Origin of the sequence: Streptomyces sp. NPDC053541, from assembly GCF_044544705.1 — a bacterium.
Classification (GTDB): domain Bacteria; phylum Actinomycetota; class Actinomycetes; order Streptomycetales; family Streptomycetaceae; genus Streptomyces.
The window spans coordinates 278,325-296,626 of record NZ_JBITXM010000005.1; the positions used below are offsets into that span (position 1 = coordinate 278,325).

Consider the following 18,302-nt stretch of genomic DNA (forward strand, 5'->3'; position numbering starts at 1 on the left):
CTACAGGACCTCCCCCTCCGCCCCGCGCGGGGCCGCTGCCGCTGCCGCGCCGAGGAGGCCGGCGTCGGTGCCGGTGAGGGCGGGGACGACCGTGAGGTCGCGGACGAACGAGAGCGTGGCGTACGAGCGGAGGCTGCGGCGCAGCGGGGCGAAGAGGACCTCGCCGGCGCCGGCCACTCCGCCGCCGATCACCGCGATGTCGATCTCGACCAGGGAGGCGGTCGCGGCGATGCCGGCGGCCAGGGCCTGGGCGGCGCGCTCGAAGGAGGCGACGGCCACCGGGTCGCCCGCCCGGGCGGCGGCGGCCACTCCGGCGGCGGTGGCGTCGCCGTCGGGGCCGGGCCGCCAGCCGGCCGCGAGGGCGCGGCGGGCGATGTGCGGGCCGCTGGCGATGCGTTCGACGCAGCCGCGTCCACCGCAGGCGCAGGGCTCGCCGTCCAGGTCCACACTGATGTGGCCGATGTGGCCGGCGTTGCCAGTGGGGCCGGTGTGGAGCCGGCCGTCGAGGACGAGGCCGCCGCCGACGCCGGTGGAGACGACGAGGCAGAGTGCGTTGTCGTGGCCGCGCGCGGCGCCCTGCCAGTGCTCGGCGGCGGTCATGGCCACGCCGTCGCCGACCAGCGTGACGGGCCGGCCTCCGACCGCCTGCCGCACCCGCTCGACCAGCGGGAACGCACGCCAGCCGGGCACGTTGACCGGGCTGACGGTGCCGGCCGAGGCGTCGACCGGGCCCGCGCTGCCGATGCCGACCGCGCCCGCCGCGGCCCACAGCGGGGACCCGGCGAGCTCGTCGAGCACCGCCGTCACGGCCTTCATCACCGTCTCGCCGTCCTCGCGCGCGGGCGTCGGCCGCTGGGCGCGCAGCCGGATCCGGCCCCCGGCGTCGACCAGCGCTCCGGCGATCTTGGTGCCGCCGATGTCGAGGGCGACGACGAGGTCAGTGCGCATGGGCTCCGGATCTCCGTGGGGACGGTGGTTGCGACCTACAGTCTTCCCGCCTCTGACAACGTTGTCCAGGGCCTATGCTCGTCAGCAACGAGATCGAGACGCACCTGAGCGCCCGATCGCACACCTGACGGAGGATCCGCGCACCGTGGCCGACATCGCCCGCCGCCCCGAGCACCGTTACGGCAATCGGCCCACCATGAAGGACGTCGCCGCCCGCGCGGGCGTGGGCCTCAAGACCGTCTCGCGGGTCGTCAACGGCGAACCGGGCGTCACCCCCGACACCGAGCGGCGGGTCCAGGAGGCCATCGAGTCCCTCGGCTTCCGCCGCAACGACAGCGCGCGGGTGCTGCGCAAGGGCCGCACCGCCTCGGTCGGCCTGGTCCTGGAGGACCTGGCCGACCCCTTCTACGGGCCGCTGAGCCGGGCCGTCGAGGAGGTGGCGCGGGCGCACGGCGCCCTGCTCATCAACGGGTCCAGCGCCGAGGACCCGGACCGCGAGCAGGAGTTGGCGCTCGCGCTGTGCGCGCGCCGGGTGGACGGGCTCATCGTCATCCCGGCCGGCGGCGACCACCGCTATCTGGAGCCGGAGATGCGGGCGGGCGTGGCCACGGTCTTCGTGGACCGCCCGGCCGGCCGGATCGAGGCGGACACCGTCCTCTCGGACAGCTTCGGCGGGGCCCGTGCGGGCGTGGCGCACCTGATCGCGCACGGACACCGCCGGATCGGCTTCGTCGGCGACCGGCCGCGCATCCACACCGCGAAGGAGCGGCTGCGCGGCTACCGGGCGGCGATGGAGGACGCGGGGCTCGACGTGGCCGAGGCGTGGGTGTCGCTCGGGCCGACGGACCCGGAGCGGGTCGCGGCGGCGGTGACGGAGATGCTGTCGGGACCGGAGCCGGTGACGGCGCTGTTCGCGGGCAACAACCGGGTGACGGTGACGGCGGTCCGGGAGCTCGCGGGGCGCGAACGGCCGGTCGCCCTGGTCGGGTTCGACGACATCGAGCTGGCCGACCTGCTCGGCATCACGGTCATCGCGCAGGACGCGGCGGCGCTGGGCCGCACGGCGGCGGAGCGTCTCTTCCGGCGCCTCGACGGGGTGGCCGGGGCGCCGGAGACCGTGGTCCTGGAGACCCGGCTGATCGCCCGGGGCTCGGGCGAGATCGCTCCCCCGGCCTGAGGCCGCGGCGGCGTCCGCGGCCTTGGACCCGCGGGCCGGTGAGCCGGCCGCCGGCCGCCGGCCCGGGCGTGGTTCCGCCGGCGCGGCGCGGCCGACGGCGGCCGGGTCAGCAGACCGGCAGGCCGGGAACCGGCTGGTCGTTGTCCCCGCCCTTGATGTAGACGACGCTGAAGTAGACGTTGGTGTTGCCGCTGTCGTCGTCGGTCCTGGCCCACCAGGTGTTGGTCCACTGGCCGTAGGTCTCGCGGCGGCCGAGGTCGACCTGGCAGTAGAAGTAGTTCGTGCCGGCGTTCAGGACGCCCATCTCGCCGCCGTCGTGACGGTACGTCTTCTCCGTGCGCCACACCTGGCAGTCGTACTTCCCGCCGCCCTTCGGGGTGCAGCCGCCTCCCGCGGTCGCGGGCGGTGCGGTGGTCGCACCGCCGCTCGTGCCGCCCGCGGTCCGACCGGGGGCCGGGGCCGCGGTCGTCCCGGTGCCGGGCCGGGCCGAGGGGGCGGGCGGCGCGGAGTCCGCGGGCGTGGACGGGGAGGGTGTGGGGCGGGCGCCGTCCCGCGAGGGCGTCGCGGTCGCCGACGGGCTCCCCGCGGTGCTCGCTCCCCCGCCGGGCGCGCCCGGGTCGAGGACCCGGCCGGGATCTCCCGTGGGCCCCGCCGTCGGCTCGCCGCCGGCCGTGGTCGTGCCGCCGGGGCCGCCGTCCCGGTCGAGCAGCGCATAGGTCACCCCGCCGCCGAGCAGCAGTACTCCGGCGGCCGTCGCGGCCACCAGCGCCCCGCGCCGCTTGCGCGCGGGCCGCTCGGACGCGCCGACGCCCTGTCCTCCGTACGCCACCGGGGTGGTCGCCGCCGCGCCGGAGAAGCCGGCCGGAACGGGCTGCGCCACCACGGCGGGCGGCGGGGCGACCGCCGGGCCGAAGCCCTGGGGCGCCTGCGGCACGGCGTCGCCCCGGGCGGGCGTCCACGACGGCGGGGGCACCGAGGACGGTGCGGCCTGCTGCCCGGCCCGCGCCCACGGCTGCGTCGGCACCGGCCCCACAGGGCCCCCGGCCCCGGCCGGAACCCACGGCTGGTCGGCCTGCGGCCCGGCCTGCGCCCACGGCTGCGTCTCGGCGCCCGGCACCGCACCCGCCGGACCGGTGGCCTCGGCCGGGGGCACCGGGGCGCCCTCGGCCACCGCGCGCAGCAGCCCCGCCGCCGTGCGGGCGTCCGGGCGGCGGGCCGGGTCCTTGTCCAGGAGGCGGAGCAGGACCGGGGTCAGCGGGCCGGCCCGGCGCGGGGACGGAAGGGGTTCGACCACGATGGCGTTGAGGGTGGACCAGGTGGAGGTGCGGCGGAAGGGCGAGGCGCCCTCGACCGCCGCGTACAGGGTGGCGCCGAGCGCCCACACGTCGGAGGCCGGGCCCGGCTGCTGCCCCTGGGCGCGCTCGGGGGCCAGGTAGTCGAGGGAGCCCACGATCTCGCCGCTGCGGGTGAGGTGGGTGGCGGAGCCGTCGCCGGGGTCCTCCATCGCGGCGATCCCGAAGTCGGTGAGGACCACCCGGCCGCCCTCGGCGGGGCCGCCGCGGTCAAGCAGCACGTTGCCGGGCTTCACGTCGCGGTGGAGCACGCCGGCGTCGTGGGCGGCGGCGAGCGCGTCCAGGACCGCGGCGCCGACGCCGGCGGCCTCGCGCGGGTCGAGGGTGCCGCGCTCGGCGAGCACGCCGTCGAGCGAGGGGCCCTCGACCAGTTCCATGACGATGACGGGCCGGCCCTCGTGCTCGGTCACGTCGTGGACGGCGACCACCCCGGGGTGGCGGACCCGGGCCGCCGCGCGGGCCTCGCGCTGCATGCGCAGGCGCAGGTCTGCCAGTTCCGGCCCCGAGGCGTCGTTGTAGGTGCGCAGTTCCTTGACCGCCACCTCACGGCCGAGGACCTCGTCGACCGCGCGCCAGACGACGCCCATGCCGCCCCGCCCGAGTTGGCTCACCACCCGGTAGCGGCCGGCCAGCCGCTCGTACTCCCCCGAAGACACGCGTGCCCCGTTCCTCTGTCGGCTGCGATGGACGCGTACAGGGTACGGGGCACGGAGCGTGGCCCGGCGCGGGCCGGGGGTTACTGCGCCGTCGCGGTCAGGTCTCCGCGGCGCGGGGCGGCGAAGCGCTCCAGGTCGGCGCGGGTCATGCCGGTGAGGGCGTCGACCTCGGTGGTGTCGAGGGCGCCGCACTGCAGGCCGCGGAGCAGGTAGGAGGAGAGCGCCTTGGCGGTGGCGGGCTCGTCCATGACGTCGCCGCCGGCGTGGTTGGCGTAGGCGGAGAGGCGCTTGGCGGCGGTCTCGAAACCCTCGCGATAGAAGGCGAAGACGGCGGCGTAGCGGGTGGGGATGTGGCCCGGGTGCATGTCCCAGCCCTGGTAGTAGGCGCGGGCCAGGGCGCGGCGGGTGAGGCCGTAGTGCAGCTTCCAGGCCTCGTGGACCTGGTCGGTGGGGCCGACCGGGAGGACGTTGGTGGAGCCGTCGGAGACGCGGACGCCGGTGCCGGCGGCGGCGACCTGCATGATCGCCTTGGCGTGGTCGGCGGCCGGGTGGTCGCTGGCCTGGTAGGCGGCGGAGACGCCGAGGCAGGCGCTGTAGTCGAAGGTGCCGTAGTGCAGGCCGGTGGCGCGGCCCTCGGCGGCGTCGATCATGCGGGCGACGGTGGCGGTGCCGTCGGCGGCGAGGATGGCCTGGCTGGTCTCGATCTGGATCTCGAAGCCAAGCCGTCCCTCGGCGAGGCCGTGCGCCTTCTCGAAGGCCTCCAGGAGGCGTACGAAGGCGGTGACCTGCTCGGGGTAGGTGACCTTGGGGAGGGTGAGGACGAGGCCGTCGGGCAGGCCGCCGTGCTCCATGAGGCCGGTGAGGAAGACGTCGGTGGTGCGGATGCCGCGGTCACGGACGGCGGACTCCATGCACTTCATCCGGATGCCCATGTACGGGGCCGCGCTGAGGTCCGCGTACGCCTCGGTGACGATGCGGGCGGCGCGGGCGGCGTCGGCGTCCTCGTCGGTCCCGCCGTAGCCGTCCTCGAAGTCGATGCGCAGGTCCTCGATGGGCTCGCGCTCCAGCTTGGCGCGGACCCGGCCGTAGACGTCCTCGGCGAGCTCGTCGCCGAGGCCGAGGACGGCGGCGAAGGTGGCGGCGTCGGGGGCGTGCTCGTCGAGGGCCGCGAGGGCCTGGTCGCCCCAGGAGCGGATGGTGCCGGCGTCGAAGAGGTTGCCGGGGACGTAGACCGTGTGGACGGGCTGACGGGTGCCGGGGTCTCCCGGGTAGCGACGGTCCAGCTCGGCGTCCACGGCGGCGAGGGAGGCGCTGATGCCCTCGCTGACCGCGCCGGCGAGGCTCGTCGACACCTTCTCCTGCTGACCCATCCCACATCCTCCTGTTTTCCGCTGCACGGAATCAACAATCCGTATAGCGAAGTTAGTAGTCCGCGCGGACCCGCGTCAATGGGTGTCCGAAACGGCCGGGGGCCGCGCGGTGCAGAACACCGCGCGGCCCCCGACCAGGAAGGACTCGCAGATCAGCCCTTGCGGGACTGGATCTCCTGGGTCAGCTGCGGGACGACGTCGAAGAGGTCGCCCACCACGCCGTAGTCGACCAGGTCGAAGATCGGCGCCTCGGCGTCCTTGTTGATCGCGACGATGGTCTTCGAGGTCTGCATGCCCGCGCGGTGCTGGATCGCGCCGGAGATGCCGGAGGCGATGTACAGCTGCGGGGAGACCGACTTGCCGGTCTGGCCGACCTGGTTGGAGTGCGGGTACCAGCCGGCGTCCACGGCGGCGCGCGAGGCGCCGACGGCCGCGCCGAGCGAGTCGGCGAGGGCCTCGATGACACCGAAGTTCTCGGCGCCGTTGACGCCGCGGCCGCCGGAGACCACGATCGCGGCCTCGGTCAGCTCCGGGCGACCGGTCGACTCGCGCGGGGTGCGCGAGGTGACCTTGGTGCCGGTGGCCTTCTCCGAGAAGGAGACGGCGAGCGCCTCGACGGCGCCGGCGGCCGGCGCGGCCTCCACGGGGGCCGAGTTCGGCTTGACCGTGATGACCGGGGTGCCCTTGGAGACGCGGGACTTGGTGGTGTACGAGGCGGCGAACGCCGACTGCGTGGCGACCGGGCCCTCGGCGCCGGCCTCCAGGTCCACGGCGTCGGTGATGATGCCGGAGCCGATGCGGACCGCGAGGCGGGCGGCGATCTCCTTGCCCTCGGCGGAGGACGGGACGAGCACGGCGGCCAGGGAGCCGGCGGCGGACACAGACTCGTACGCGGCCTGCAGGGCCTCCACCTTCGGGACGACGAGGTACTCGGCGAACTCGGGGGCGTCGGCGGTGAGCACCTTCACGGCGCCGTGCTCGGCGAGGGTGGCGGCGGTGTCGGCGGCGCCGTTGCCCAGCGCGACGGCGACCGGCTCGCCCAGGCGGCGGGCCAGGGTCAGCAGCTCCAGGGTGGGCTTGCGGACGGCTCCGTCGACGTGGTCGACGTAGACGAGAATCTCAGCCATGGGACGTCAATCTCCTGCGAACGAAAAGGGGGGCAGTCGGTAGGGCTCGCGCGAGCCTCAGATGAACTTCTGGCTCGCGAGGAACTCGGCCAGCTGCTTGCCGCCCTCGCCCTCGTCGGTGACGATCGTGCCCTTGGTGCGGGCGGGGCGCTCGTTCGCCTCGTCGACCTTGGTCCAGGCGCCCTCCAGGCCGACCTCGTCGGCCTCGATGTCGAGGTCGGAGAGGTCCAGGGACTCCACCGGCTTCTTCTTGGCGGCCATGATGCCCTTGAAGGACGGGTAACGGGCCTCGCCGGACTGGTCGGTCACGGACACGACCGCCGGGAGGGAGGCCTCCAGCTGTTCGGAGGCGGTGTCGCCGTCACGGCGGCCGGTCACCTTGCCGTCCTCGACCTTGACCTCGGAGAGCAGGGTGACCTGCGGGACGCCCAGGCGCTCGGCCAGGATCGCCGGGAGGACGCCCATGGTGCCGTCGGTCGAGGCCATGCCGGCGATGACGATGTCGTAGCCGGTCTTCTCGATCGCCTTGGCCAGCACCAGCGAGGTGCCCATGACGTCGGTGCCGTGCAGGTCGTCGTCCTCGACGTGGACGGCCTTGTCGGCGCCCATCGACAGCGCCTTGCGCAGCGCGTCCTTGGCGTCCTCCGGGCCCACCGTCAGCACGGTGACCTCGGCGTCGTCCGCCTCTTCGGCGATCTGGAGCGCCTGCTCGACCGCGTACTCGTCGAGCTCCGAAAGGAGGCCGTCGACGTCGTCGCGGTCGACCGTCAGGTCGTCCGCGAACTTCCGGTCGCCCGTGGCGTCCGGCACGTACTTCACACAGACAACGATCCTCAAGCTCACGCCGGCTCTCCTACTGCATCGTCATAACTGGGCTGCCTTGTTGCTCGCAGCATAGGCGCCTGAAGGGCGGGTTTCCGGTCGGGGCGTCCAATACCCCGACCGAGATATTACTCGCCAGTACACCCAGTTCGTTACCACTGAGCAAGCGCTCAGCCGTGTGACCTTGCCAACGCGCCCGGACCGGCCGGTACGGGAACTCTCAGTCGCGCAGGGCGTTGAAGCGCCCCTGGTGGTAGAGGAGCGGACGGCCCGCGCCGTCCGGGTCGCCGGCCACCGCCTCGGCGATCACGATCCGGTGGTCGCCGGCCGGGACCCGGGCCACCACCCGGCACACCAGCCAGGCGAGGACCCCGTCCAGGACCGGCACGCCCTCGGGGCCGCGGCTCCAGCGGGTCGGCGCGGCGAAGCGGTCGGCGCCGCTGCGGGCGAAGGTGGCGGCCAGCTCGGCCTGGTGCTCGCCGAGTATGTGCACGCCGATGTGCTCGGCCCCGGAGACCACGGGCCAGCTGGAGGAGCCGGTGCCGACACCGAAGGAGATCAGCGGGGGCTCGGCGGCCACGGAGTTGAGGGAGGTGGCGGTGAAGCCGACCGGGCGCCCCTCGCCGTACGCGGTGACGACCGCGACGCCGGCGGCGTGCTGCCGGAAGACGGAGCGCAGCAGTTCGGGAGAGCCGGGGCGGGCCGCACGGGCCGCAGGGACGGGGGCGGCGAGCGACGGGGCGGCGGCGGTGAGGTCGGAGGGAATCGTCGGGAGCGTGCGGAGCTCGGGCGAGACCGTCATGGAGTTGTCCTTCTGCGAGGGCGGCGGGAGGGAGGTCGCGGGTTCGTCAGACACCCGGACAGCGCGCGCTCGCGTTGCGGGCCAGGTCCACGTGGGCCCGGCCGTAGAGAAGGAGTTCTGGGACCATTACGCCAGACTGACGATCGTTGACGTGTGCAGTCAAGTGCGTACCGGCATCTGGGAGGAGCGTCACGGCGTCACACCGCCCGCCCGAGCGCGGCGATGACATCGGCCTTGCGGGGCTGCCCGGTGGCGCGGCGGACGATCCGGCCGCCCCGGTCGAGGACGAGCACGGTGGGGGTACGGGCGATGCCGAGGGCCCGTACGAGATCGAGGCGCTCCTCGGCGTCGACCTCCACGTGCCCGACGCCCTCGACCATGGCGGCGACCTCGGCCAGCGTGCGGCGGGTGGCCCGGCAGGGCTGGCAGAAGGCGGTGGAGAACTGCACCAGGGTGGCCCGCTCCCCCAGCTCGGCGCCCAGCTCCGCCGCGCCCAGGACCTCGCTCATCCGTTCCCCGCCTCCTGTCGCGCTCCGGCCGCGTCCGGCCGTTCTCCCTGGTGCAGCGCCCGGGGACGGCGTCGCATTCCCGCCACGACCACCGGGAGTGACGAGAATCTCCCCGTACGAAGCCGTCAGGACTGGTCTCGGGCTCCCACATGGGGCACGATCGGCCCAAAGCCGAAAACCTACGGCCGCGTAACTTCGCCGGGAGAACCCTCCCCAGGCACAGACGTAAGGGGTTCCTCCCAGATGGCAGAGCTCGTCTATCGGCCGGTCATCGGCGCCGCCCTGACCATGTTCAAGGCGCTGGACCTGAAGATCGACACCCAGGGGTCGCACCACATCCCCCGCCAGGGCGGCGCGGTGCTGGTGAGCAATCACATCAGCTATCTGGACTTCATCTTCACCGGTCTCGCCGCGCTGCCGCAGAAGCGCCTGGTGCGCTTCATGGCGAAGGAGTCGGTCTTCCGGCACAAGGTGTCGGGGCCGCTGATGCGCGCGATGAAGCACATCCCGGTGGACCGCGCGCAGGGCGAGCACGCCTACCAGCACGCGCTCGACGCGCTGCGTTCGGGCGAGATCGTGGGCGTCTTCCCCGAGGCGACCATCTCGCAGTCGTTCACCCTGAAGAGCTTCAAGTCCGGTGCGGCGCGCCTCGCGCAGGAGGCCGGGGTGCCGCTGATCCCGATGGCGCTGTGGGGCACCCAGCGGATCTGGACCAAGGGCAGGCCGCGGAACTTCAAGCGCAGCCACATCCCGGTGACGATCCGGGTCGGCGAGCCGGTGGAGGCGCCGGCCGACCAGTACGCGGGCGCGATCACGCGCAGGCTGCGGGACCGGGTCCAGGAGCTCCTGGAGGCGGCGCAGCGGGCCTACCCGGTGCGCCCCAAGGACGCGGGCGACACCTGGTGGGTGCCCGCGCACCTCGGGGGCACGGCGCCGACGCCGGAGGAGCTCAAGGCCGCGGAGCGGCGCGCCGAGCAGTAGGACCCGGCGTCAGCCGACCGGTCCGGCGTCCGGGGCCGGGAGCTCGGTGGGGAAGGTCTTCCAGAGGTGGGGCCGGTCGGCGGCCGTCCGCAGGGCGTGCACCACCACCGGATGCGGCGCCTCGTAGAGGACCGGGTAGTCCACTTCGCCGAACTCGGGGCGGACGGACCAGGACAGCCGCTCCTCGTCGAGGGAGAACCGCGCGTCGATCCCGGGCTTGTTGCCGCGCACGTCGAGCCGCGACCAGACCTGCCGTCCGGGCAGCAGGACGGCGACGAGTCCGTGGACCATCGGATCGTCCCCGTCCTCGGTGAGCCGCTGGTAGCAGAAGGCCGTGGGGACGCCCCGGGCCCGCAGGAGCGCGGCGACGGCGTGCGCCTTGGAGACGCAGATGCCGTTGCGGGTGGCGAGCACGTCGGAGGCGCGCACCGGGACGCGGAGGTCGCCGGAGTCGGCCGAGTGCGGGATGGTGTCGCGGACGAACTCGTAGGCCGCCTGCGCGTATGAGTATGCGTCGGGATGTTGAGACCAGAGACGGTCGGCGGTCTCTTTCACCAGCGGGTGGGCGTGGTCGACGACCTCGTCGGCGACCAAGTAGGCGGAGACGTCAGGGTTCTGCTGGATCAGTTTCATGCGGTGTGAGCATAGGAATGCGGCCGGACGGCAGTCAATGACTTTCCGTCCGGCCGCATACTCATGCAGTCTGAGCGAGGTCCCGGCTAGCGCGCCATCTCTTCCTTCAGCGCCTGCAGGAAGGCGTCGACGTCGTCCTCCGTGGTGTCGAAGGAGCACATCCAGCGCACGTCGCCGGCCGCCTCGTCCCAGAAGTAGAAGCGGAAGCGCTTCTGGAGGCGCCGGCTGACCTCGTGCGGCAGCCGGGCGAAGACCGCGTTGGCCTGCACCGGGTAGAGGATCTCCACCCCGTCCACGCCGCGCACGCCGGCCGCGAGGCGCTGGGCCATCGCGTTGGCGTGGCTCGCGTTGCGCAGCCACAGGTCCTTGGCGAGCAGCGCCTCCAGCTGGACCGACACGAAGCGCATCTTCGAGGCCAGCTGCATGGACAGCTTGCGCAGGTGCTTCATGTGGCTGACCGCGTCCGGGTTGAGGACGACCACGGCCTCGCCGAAGAGCATGCCGTTCTTGGTGCCGCCGTACGAGATGACGTCGACGCCGACCGCGTTGGTGAAGGCCCGCATCGGCACGTTCAGGGACGCGGCCGCGTTGGCTATCCGGGCGCCGTCGAGGTGCACCTTCATGCCCTTGGCGTGGGCGTGCTCCACGATGGCCCGGATCTCGTCGACCGTGTAGACGGTGCCGAGCTCGGTGTTCTGGGTGATCGAGACGACCTGCGGCATCGCCCGGTGCTCGTCCTCCCAGCCCCAGGCCTGCCGGTCGATGAGCTCGGGGGTGAGCTTGCCGTCCGGGGTGGGCACGGTGAGCAGCTTGAGGCCGCCCATCCGCTCGGGCGCGCCGCCCTCGTCCACGTTGATGTGCGCGGACTCGGCGCAGATCACCGCGCCCCAGCGGTCGGTGAGCGCCTGGAGCGCGGTCACGTTGGCGCCGGTCCCGTTGAAGACCGGGAACGCCTCGGCCGCCGGGCCGAAGTGGCTGTGCATCACGCGCTGCAGGTGGTCGGTGTAGTCGTCCTCCCCGTAGGCGACCTGGTGGCCGCCGTTGGCGAGGGCGATGGCCGCGAGGACCTCCGGATGGGCTCCGGCGTAGTTGTCGCTGGCGAAGCCGCGGACCGACGGGTCGTGGTGACGACGGGCGTCGGTCCGCGTGGCCGCGGTCAGGGCTTGGGGGTCAGCCACAGGCGCTGTCCATTCACTTCCTGTGCGGGCCGGTCCCAGAGTCCGGCGATGGCGTCGGCCAGTTCCTTGACGTCCGTGAAGCCCGCGAACTTCGCATTGGGGCGCTCCGCGCGCATCGCGTCGTGCACCAGTGCCTTGATCACCAGGATCGCAGCGGCCGCCTGCGGCCCGTCCTCGCCCCCCAGCTTGCGGAAGGAGTCCGCCATGGCGAGCGTCCAGGCCTCGGCCGCGGCCTTGCCGGCGTTGTACGCGGCGTTGTTGGCCTGCGGCTTGTGCGCGCCGACCTGGCTGATCAGCGCGTAGCGGCCACGGCCGCCGCTGCGCAGCAACGCGTCGTGGAAGGCGAGCGAGGTGTGCTGGACCGTGCGGATCAGGAGCTTCTCCAGGAAGTCCCAGTCCTTGAGGTCGGCCTCGGTGAAGGAGGGCGCGCCGCGCCAGCCGCCGACGAGGTGGACCAGGCCGTCGATGCGGCCGAACTCCTTCTCGGTCTTGGCGGCCCAGTCGCGCGTGGCGTCCAGGTCGAGCAGGTCGACCGTGTCCCCGGTGACCGTGGCGCCGCCGTGGGCGTAGCGGGCGGCGTCGACCGCCTCCGCGAGCCGGGCCGGGTCGGCGTCGGAGGCGACCACCGTGGCACCCGCCTCGGCGAGGCGCAGCAGGGCCGCGCGGCCCGCCGGGCCGGCCGCGCCCGCGACCGCGACGACGGCTCCGTCGAGCGGTCCGCCGTTTCCGTTGGCGTTCATGGACGACTCCTCCGTGGGCTCCGTACCGTCGGTCACGCGGCGACCCGCTCGGGCATGTCGGCGGCGGTGATGCCCTTGGTGTCGGCGATCACGCCCTTCATCTTCTTGGAGAGGGCCTCAAAGAACATGCTGAGCGGAAACTCGTCGGGAAGCACGTCGTCCACGAGCTTGCGCGGCGGGAGGGAGACGTCGAGGGCGTCGGGGCCCTTGGCCCACTTCGAGCCCGGGTGCGGGGCGAGGTAGGTGGAGACCAGCTCGTAGGCCTTGAACCAGTGGACGAGCTTGGGACGGTCGATGCCGTCGCGGTAGAGCTTCTCGATCTCGCCGCAGAGCTGGTTGGTGACCTCGGGGGCGCGCTGCCAGTCGATGGTCAGGGTGTTGTCGGTCCAGCGCACCACGTCGTGCTTGTGGAGGTAGGCGAAGAGCAGCTGACCGCCGAGGCCGTCGTAGTTGCGGGTGCGGTCGCCGGTGAGCGGGAAGCGGAACATGCGGTCGAAGAGCACCGCGTACTGCACGTCACGGCCGTGCTCGTTGCCCTCGGACTCCAGCTGCACGGCCGCCTTGAAGGCGGTGAGGTCGCAGCGGAGCTCCTCCAGGCCGTACATCCAGAAGGGCTGGCGCTGCTTGATCATGAACGGGTCGAAGGGCAGGTCGCCGCGGCTGTGGGCGCGGTCGTGGACCAGGTCCCAGAGGGCGAAGGCCTGCTCGCAGCGCTTCTGGTCGCCGAGCATGGCGGCGATGTCGGCGGGCAGCTCCAGGCCGAGGGTGTCGACGGCGGCCTCGGTCACCTTGCGGAAGCGGGCGGCCTCGCGGTCGCAGAAGATGCCGCCCCAGGTGAAGCGCTCGGGGACCTCGCGGACGGCGACGGTCTCCGGGAAGAGGACGGCCGAGTTGGTGTCGTAACCGGCGGTGAAGTCCTCGAAGGTGATGCCGATGTAGCCCGGGTTGTCGTAGCGGGTGGCCTCCAGCTCGGCGAGCCACTCCGGCCACACCATCCGGAGGACGACGGCCTCGAAGTTGCGGTCCGGGTTGCCGTTCTGCGTGTACATCGGGAAGACGACGAGGTGCTGGAGGCCGTCCCGGCGGTCGGCGGCCGGGTGGAAGGCCAGCAGCGCGTCCAGGAAGTCCGGCACCTGGAAGCCGTCGGCGACCCACTTGCGCAGGTCGGCGACGAGGGCGCGGTGGTAGGCGGCGTCGTGCGGGAGCAGCGGGGAGAGCTGCTCGACCGCGGCCACGATGCGCTCGACGGTCTGCTCGGCCAGGTCGCGGGCCGGGGCGTCCTCGGCGGTGAAGTCGATGGAGCCGTCCGCGCTCTGCCAGGGGCGGATCTCCTCCACGGCATTCTTGAGCTCGGTCCAGGCAGGGTGGTCGACCACCACGGTGTCGGTGGCTATCCCCTCACCGGTCACGTCCTGCACAAGAATTTCCGTCATTTCTCTTCCTCCACAGGAGAACCTTGCGTCAACACACCGTAACCAGGGACAGCCCCGTCTCACAAGAGGGGGAGGAAAAATTCTCCTGTGCACCCCCGGGTGTCACCGCGAATTTTCCTGCGTGGCGGGGTTTGAAGCCGAGAAATACGGCGTTCCGCGTGTCTCCCGTCCGCCGCTGTCCCCACCACTAGGCTGCCCCGAGGAACCGCCCGGCGCCCGGCGGGAACCGGGGCCGGGGCCGCAGACCTCGACGGAAGCGAGGAGATCGTGGGTTTCGTGACCATCGGCCACCGCGGGGTGATGGGCGTCGCGCCCGAGAACACCCTGCTCTCCTTCGTCCGGGCCGAGCAGGCCGGCATGGACGCCGTCGAACTGGACCTGCACCTCAGCAAGGACGGGGCGCTCGTCGTCATGCACGACGCCGACGTCGACCGGACCACGGACGGCTCCGGGCCGGTCGCCGGCAAGACGCTCGCGGAGCTGAGGGAGCTCGACGCGGGCGAGGGGGAACGGGTCCCCGTCTTCGAGGAGGTCCTCTCGGCCGTCCGGGCGCCGATCCAGGCGGAGATCAAGGACACCGCGGCGGCCCGGGCGCTCGCCGAGGTGATCGAGCGGCGCGCGCTGACCGGGCGGGTGGAGGTGCTGTCCTTCCACGACGAGGCGCTCGCGGAGATCCGCGACCTGGTCCCCGGGGTGCGCACCGCGCTGGTCGCCGACGAGGAGCAGGGCGCGGTGGTGGAGCGCGCGCTGGCGGTCGGCGCGCGGGCGCTGGTCCTCAACATCCGGCACCTGACGCGGCACACCGCGGACGCGGCGCACCGGGCGGGCCTGCGGGTGATCGGCTGGGTCGTGAACACCCCGGACGACCTGCGGCTGGCCCACGCGCTGGGACTCGACGGGGCGACCACGGACCGCCCGGAGATCCGCGAGGCCGCCCGCGCCGGCACCGCCTGAGCGGCCGGCCGGCCGAGCCGCCGGACAGGCCCTGGGCCGTTTCTTTCGGATCAGGCCGGATCCGGGGGCACCTCCCGTGCCCGGAGGGCTACGGGGGCGAGCGGCGTCCGGTGCATGGGGTCTCCCCAAGCCCGTCAGGGCCGAGGGTTGGGGTCTCCCCAGGCCCGTCAGGGCCGAGGGTTGGGGTCTCCCCAGGCCCGTCAGGGCCGAGGGTTGGGGTCTCCCCGGGCCCGCCAGGGCCCAGGGGAAGGATCGCAAGGCGGAGGTGGGGGCACCTCCGCGGCCGCCAGGCCGAGGGGGCGGAAGCGATGCGGTGGGGGTACTCCCCCTGGGCTTCGCCCGGGGGCACCCCCACCCGGGCGAAGCCCAGGGGGCCATCGGCGACCGACGACAACGCGGCGAGACGCGGTGCCGGGGGCACCCCCACCCAGGCGAAGCTCTGGGGGAGTCGAGAGCCCGGCGAGATCCGGAAGAGACGGCCTAGCCGAGCGGCTTCACCAGGAGCTCGAACTCCAGGTCGTCGCGCTGCGGGACGCCGAAGCGCTCGTCGCCGTACGGGAAGGGGGTCGTCCGGCCGGTGCGGGAGTAGCCGCGGCGCTCGTACCAGGCGATCAGCTCCTCGCGCACCGAGATCACGGTCATGTGCATCTCGCGCACGTCCCAGAGCTCGCGCACCCGGCGCTCGGCCTCGGCGATGATCTGCCGGCCGAGCCCGGCGCCCTGGAGCTCGGGGCGGACCGCGAACATGCCGAAGTAGGCGGCCTCGCCGCGGTGCTCCAGCTGGCAGCAGGCGACGATCTCGCCGTCCTGCTCCACCACCATCAGCCGGCTGCCGGGCGTGGTGATGACCGCCGTGACCCCCTCCGGGTCGGTGCGCTGCCCCTGGAGGATGTCCGCCTCGGTGGTCCATCCCGCCCGGCTGGCGTCGCCCCGGTAGGCCGACTCGACGAGGGGGACGAGCGCCGGTACGTCGTCGAGGACGGCGTCGCGGTAGGTGACGGGGGCGGTCTGCCGGGGCGCGGCGGTGTCCATGGTGTGCGGGTCTCCCCTCGGGCGCGGTCGATCGGCGGACGCGATCGCCCCGAGCCTAGCGCGCTCCCCCGCACTCCCCCTCGTACACCCGTGCGCGCCCGTGCGCCCGCGTGGGGGCCGGGAGGGCCGGGCATGCACCGGGGGTCGGGAGCACGGGGAGGGGGTGTGCGGCGTGCACGGACCGGCGCTGTCCGGGTGGCTGCTCGTGGTGCTGTGCGCGGCCAGCGGGGCGTACTGCCTGCTGCGGATGCGGACGGGCGGGGCGGACGGGCGGGGCGCGGCCGGGAGCGAGGCGGTGATGGGCTTCGGCATGGCCGCGATGGCGCTGCCGGCGGCGGTGCTGAGCCCGCCGGAGTGGAGCTGGGCGGTGTACGCGGTGGTGTTCGGCCTGGCCGCGCTGCACGGCCTGGTGGGGGCGGTGCGGCACGGCGGGCACCATCTGCACCATCTGGTGGGCTCGCTCGCGATGGTCTACATGGCGCTCGCGATGGCCGCGCAGCCCGCCGGGCACGGGGGTGGCCACGCGGCGCACGGCGGGGCGGCCGCGAGCGGGGGCGTACCCGTGCTGACGGGGGTCCTGCTCGCCTACTACGGGGTGTACGTGCTGCGTTCGGGCGCCCGGCTGGTGCCGGGGGCGGCCCCGGGCGGCGCGGCCGGGGCGGTGGCCGGCGGGGGTGCGGAGCTGACGCTGGTGTGCCGGCTGTCGATGGGGCTCGCGATGCTGGCGATGCTGCTCGCGCTGTGAGCCCGCGGCCGAATCAAACCGTGGTGTGCGTCACTTGAGGCGCGAGGCCGTACCCCACCGGGTACCGCGCTCATAGGCTGAGGTCATGTTGGTCTCCCTCGCGCTGCTCGTGCTCGGCGTCCTGACCGCCGTCGTCGCCCCGCGCCTCCTCGCGCGGGCCGACTGGGTGGAACGGGAACCCGTGGTGGCCCTGTGGGTGTGGCAGTGCGTGGTGGCCGCCGTCCTGCTGAGCTTCGCGCTCTCGATGACCTTCAGCGCCTCGGCGGCCTGGCAGGCGGTGCGCGGCCAGGTCTTCGCGCCCGCGCCGCGCGCCGTGATCGAGGCGTACGAGCTGGGGACCAACGGCCCGTGGTCGGCGGCGCTCGCCGTGGTGCTCGCGGCCGGCGGGCTGTGGACCGGGGCCATGCTGGGCCGGGAGATCGGCCGGGCCCGGGCCCGGCGCCGTTCGCGCCGGGACGAACTGCTGGTCAGGGCACCGCTGCTGCCCGGCGAGGAGCCCTCGGGCAGCTCCCGGCTCGTGGTCCTGGAGGGCGAGCGCGCGGACGCCTGGTGGCTGCCCGGCGGGACGCCTCGCCTGGTCATCACCACGGCGGCGCTGCGCCGGCTCAAGGGCCGGCAGCTGGACGCGGTCCTCGCGCACGAGCAGGGGCACGCCCGGGCCCGGCACGACTGGCTGCTGCACTGCTCGGCGGCGCTCGCGGACGGCTTCCCGGGCGTGCCGGTCTTCGCGGCCTTCCGCGGCGAGATGCACCGGCTGGTGGAGCTGGCGGCGGACGACGTGGCCTCGCGCCGCTTCGGGCGGCTCACGGTGGCCCTGGCGCTGGTGGAACTGAACGAGGACCGGGGCGTGTTCGGCCCGGGTCCCGCGCCGCACCCCGGACTGCCGGAGCGGGTGGACCGGCTGCTGAGCGCCACGCCCCGGCTCACCGCGGGGCGCCGGCTGCGGCTGACGGCCGCGGCGGCGCTGGTGCCGGTGGTCCCGGTGCTGATCGCCTTCGTCCCGGCGCTGCGGACCCTCGGCTGAGCGGTCCGGCGGCGACGCGGCCGACCCCGTGCGCACACCGCCGGGCCGCCGTCGGGCAGGATGCGGGCCATGCGCATCTCCGCCGTGGTGACCGGCGCCCTGGGCGTGCTGCTCCTCGTCCTGGTGGCCGTGGGGTGGTCCCCGTTGCTCTCCTTCGACCGGGAGGTGTCCGCGGCGCTGCACCGCGACGCGGTGGCCCAGCCCGGTCTCACCCGGCTGCACCGCGTCCTGACCGACTGGGTCTGGGACCCGTGGACCATGCGGGCGCTGACGCTGCTCGCGGTGGTGTGGCTGCTGCGCCGGCGCGAGCACCTGCTCGCGCTGTGGCTCACCGTCGGCACCCTGCTGGCCTGGCTGCTCCAGCAGGGCCTGAAGGCGGCGGTGGGGCGCGAGCGGCCGCGCTGGCCGGACCCGGTCGACTCGGCCCCGTACGCGGCCTTCCCGTCCGGGCACGCGATGGCGGCGACGGTGGCCTGCGGGCTGCTGCTCTGGGTGCTGGCGCTGCACTGGCGGGAGGGCCGTCCGGGCTGGGGGACGCTGTCCGGGGTCGCCGTGGTGTCGGTGCTCGGCGTGGGCTGGACGCGGGTGTACCTGGGCGTCCACTGGCCCTCGGACGTGCTGGCCGGCTGGCTGTTCGGCTGGTGCTGCGCGGCCGCGACGATCGTCACGTACCGCCGGCTGGCGCCGGTTGCGGCACCGCCCGCGGAGCCGCCCGCCGGGCCGGATGCCGGGAGCAGAATGGAGGACACACGATGAAGCCGCCTGTCCTGGACGATCCCCCGCGTCGCCCAGAACAGACGGCCGGTCCCGCCCCCGGCC

General features: G+C 73.9%; 18 protein-coding genes. 6 read left to right on the plus strand and 12 right to left on the minus strand.

The features are described from left to right. Complete coding sequence (locus ACIGW2_RS15035; RefSeq protein WP_399843873.1) at positions 1–948, minus strand: ROK family protein; 948 nt, start codon at positions 946–948, stop codon at positions 1–3. A 145-nt stretch (positions 949–1,093) separates the two neighbouring features. Here ACIGW2_RS15035 and ACIGW2_RS15040 point away from each other — a divergent pair, with 145 nt between their 5' ends. Next, on the plus strand, positions 1,094–2,125 hold the full coding sequence (locus ACIGW2_RS15040; protein WP_391654920.1) for a LacI family DNA-binding transcriptional regulator: 1,032 nt from the start codon (positions 1,094–1,096) through the stop codon (positions 2,123–2,125). 106 nt (positions 2,126–2,231) lie between these two features. Here the strand turns inward: ACIGW2_RS15040 and ACIGW2_RS15045 are convergent, their stop codons facing one another. The 6 genes from ACIGW2_RS15045 to ACIGW2_RS15070 all read right to left on the minus strand — a co-directional run bounded on the left by ACIGW2_RS15045 (position 2,232) and on the right by ACIGW2_RS15070 (position 8,763). Continuing rightward, positions 2,232–4,133: a protein kinase gene (locus ACIGW2_RS15045; RefSeq protein ID WP_399843875.1), complete on the minus strand. Its 1,902-nt coding sequence runs from the start codon at positions 4,131–4,133 to the stop codon at positions 2,232–2,234. A gap of 80 nt (positions 4,134–4,213) precedes the next feature. After that, positions 4,214–5,503, minus strand: a complete 1,290-nt coding sequence (locus tag ACIGW2_RS15050; RefSeq protein WP_391654918.1) for a DUF6986 family protein — start codon at positions 5,501–5,503, stop codon at positions 4,214–4,216. A 152-nt stretch (positions 5,504–5,655) separates the two neighbouring features. After that, positions 5,656–6,630 carry an electron transfer flavoprotein subunit alpha/FixB family protein gene (locus ACIGW2_RS15055; protein ID WP_391654917.1) on the minus strand — a complete coding sequence of 325 codons (975 nt, stop codon included), beginning with the start codon at positions 6,628–6,630 and terminating at the stop codon, positions 5,656–5,658. A 57-nt stretch (positions 6,631–6,687) separates the two neighbouring features. Continuing rightward, the gene (locus ACIGW2_RS15060) at positions 6,688–7,473 is read right to left on the minus strand and encodes an electron transfer flavoprotein subunit beta/FixA family protein (RefSeq protein ID WP_361582830.1); all 786 of its coding nucleotides are present in this window, start codon (positions 7,471–7,473) and stop codon (positions 6,688–6,690) included. Between the two features lie 199 nt (positions 7,474–7,672). Beyond that, positions 7,673–8,254 carry a flavin reductase family protein gene (locus tag ACIGW2_RS15065; RefSeq protein ID WP_361582899.1) on the minus strand — a complete coding sequence of 194 codons (582 nt, stop codon included), beginning with the start codon at positions 8,252–8,254 and terminating at the stop codon, positions 7,673–7,675. 197 nt (positions 8,255–8,451) lie between these two features. Further along, positions 8,452–8,763, minus strand: a complete 312-nt coding sequence (locus tag ACIGW2_RS15070; RefSeq protein ID WP_391654916.1) for a TlpA family protein disulfide reductase — start codon at positions 8,761–8,763, stop codon at positions 8,452–8,454. A 243-nt stretch (positions 8,764–9,006) separates the two neighbouring features. On the opposite strand from ACIGW2_RS15070, the gene ACIGW2_RS15075 reads away from it, so the two are divergent. Further along, a complete protein-coding gene (locus tag ACIGW2_RS15075) occupies positions 9,007–9,744 on the plus strand; it encodes a lysophospholipid acyltransferase family protein (protein ID WP_361582836.1) in 738 nt (245 codons plus the stop codon). Between the two features lie 9 nt (positions 9,745–9,753). Here ACIGW2_RS15075 and ACIGW2_RS15080 read toward each other — a convergent pair whose 3' ends face one another. The 4 genes from ACIGW2_RS15080 to ACIGW2_RS15095 all read right to left on the minus strand — a co-directional run bounded on the left by ACIGW2_RS15080 (position 9,754) and on the right by ACIGW2_RS15095 (position 13,728). Next, the gene (locus tag ACIGW2_RS15080) at positions 9,754–10,377 is read right to left on the minus strand and encodes a transglutaminase family protein (RefSeq protein ID WP_399843879.1); all 624 of its coding nucleotides are present in this window, start codon (positions 10,375–10,377) and stop codon (positions 9,754–9,756) included. A gap of 86 nt (positions 10,378–10,463) precedes the next feature. Next, the gene (locus tag ACIGW2_RS15085; RefSeq protein WP_361582901.1) at positions 10,464–11,537 is read right to left on the minus strand and encodes a low specificity L-threonine aldolase; all 1,074 of its coding nucleotides are present in this window, start codon (positions 11,535–11,537) and stop codon (positions 10,464–10,466) included. Beyond that, positions 11,534–12,295: an SDR family NAD(P)-dependent oxidoreductase gene (locus ACIGW2_RS15090; RefSeq protein ID WP_391654914.1), complete on the minus strand. Its 762-nt coding sequence runs from the start codon at positions 12,293–12,295 to the stop codon at positions 11,534–11,536. Before ACIGW2_RS15090 ends, ACIGW2_RS15085 begins: the two co-directional genes overlap by 4 nt. Positions 12,296–12,327: 32 nt before the next feature. Continuing rightward, entirely contained in the window at positions 12,328–13,728 is a 1,401-nt protein-coding gene (locus tag ACIGW2_RS15095; protein WP_391654913.1) for a DUF6421 family protein, read from the minus strand. Positions 13,729–13,995: 267 nt separating this feature from the next. Between ACIGW2_RS15095 and ACIGW2_RS15100 the strand changes: the two genes are divergently transcribed. Beyond that, the gene (locus ACIGW2_RS15100; RefSeq protein WP_399843881.1) at positions 13,996–14,682 is read left to right on the plus strand and encodes a glycerophosphodiester phosphodiesterase; all 687 of its coding nucleotides are present in this window, start codon (positions 13,996–13,998) and stop codon (positions 14,680–14,682) included. A gap of 480 nt (positions 14,683–15,162) precedes the next feature. Here ACIGW2_RS15100 and ACIGW2_RS15105 read toward each other — a convergent pair whose 3' ends face one another. Continuing rightward, complete coding sequence (locus ACIGW2_RS15105; RefSeq protein WP_391654912.1) at positions 15,163–15,714, minus strand: GNAT family N-acetyltransferase; 552 nt, start codon at positions 15,712–15,714, stop codon at positions 15,163–15,165. A 172-nt stretch (positions 15,715–15,886) separates the two neighbouring features. Here ACIGW2_RS15105 and ACIGW2_RS15110 point away from each other — a divergent pair, with 172 nt between their 5' ends. The 3 genes from ACIGW2_RS15110 (at position 15,887) to ACIGW2_RS15120 (ending at position 18,239) form a co-directional block, all read left to right on the plus strand. After that, positions 15,887–16,459, plus strand: coding sequence for a DUF5134 domain-containing protein (locus ACIGW2_RS15110; RefSeq protein WP_399843884.1), 573 nt, complete (start codon positions 15,887–15,889; stop codon positions 16,457–16,459). An 85-nt stretch (positions 16,460–16,544) separates the two neighbouring features. Further along, positions 16,545–17,483, plus strand: a complete 939-nt coding sequence (locus tag ACIGW2_RS15115; protein ID WP_399843886.1) for a M56 family metallopeptidase — start codon at positions 16,545–16,547, stop codon at positions 17,481–17,483. Positions 17,484–17,552: 69 nt separating this feature from the next. Beyond that, on the plus strand, positions 17,553–18,239 hold the full coding sequence (locus ACIGW2_RS15120) for a phosphatase PAP2 family protein (protein ID WP_391654909.1): 687 nt from the start codon (positions 17,553–17,555) through the stop codon (positions 18,237–18,239). The last annotated feature ends 63 nt before the right edge of the window (positions 18,240–18,302 follow it).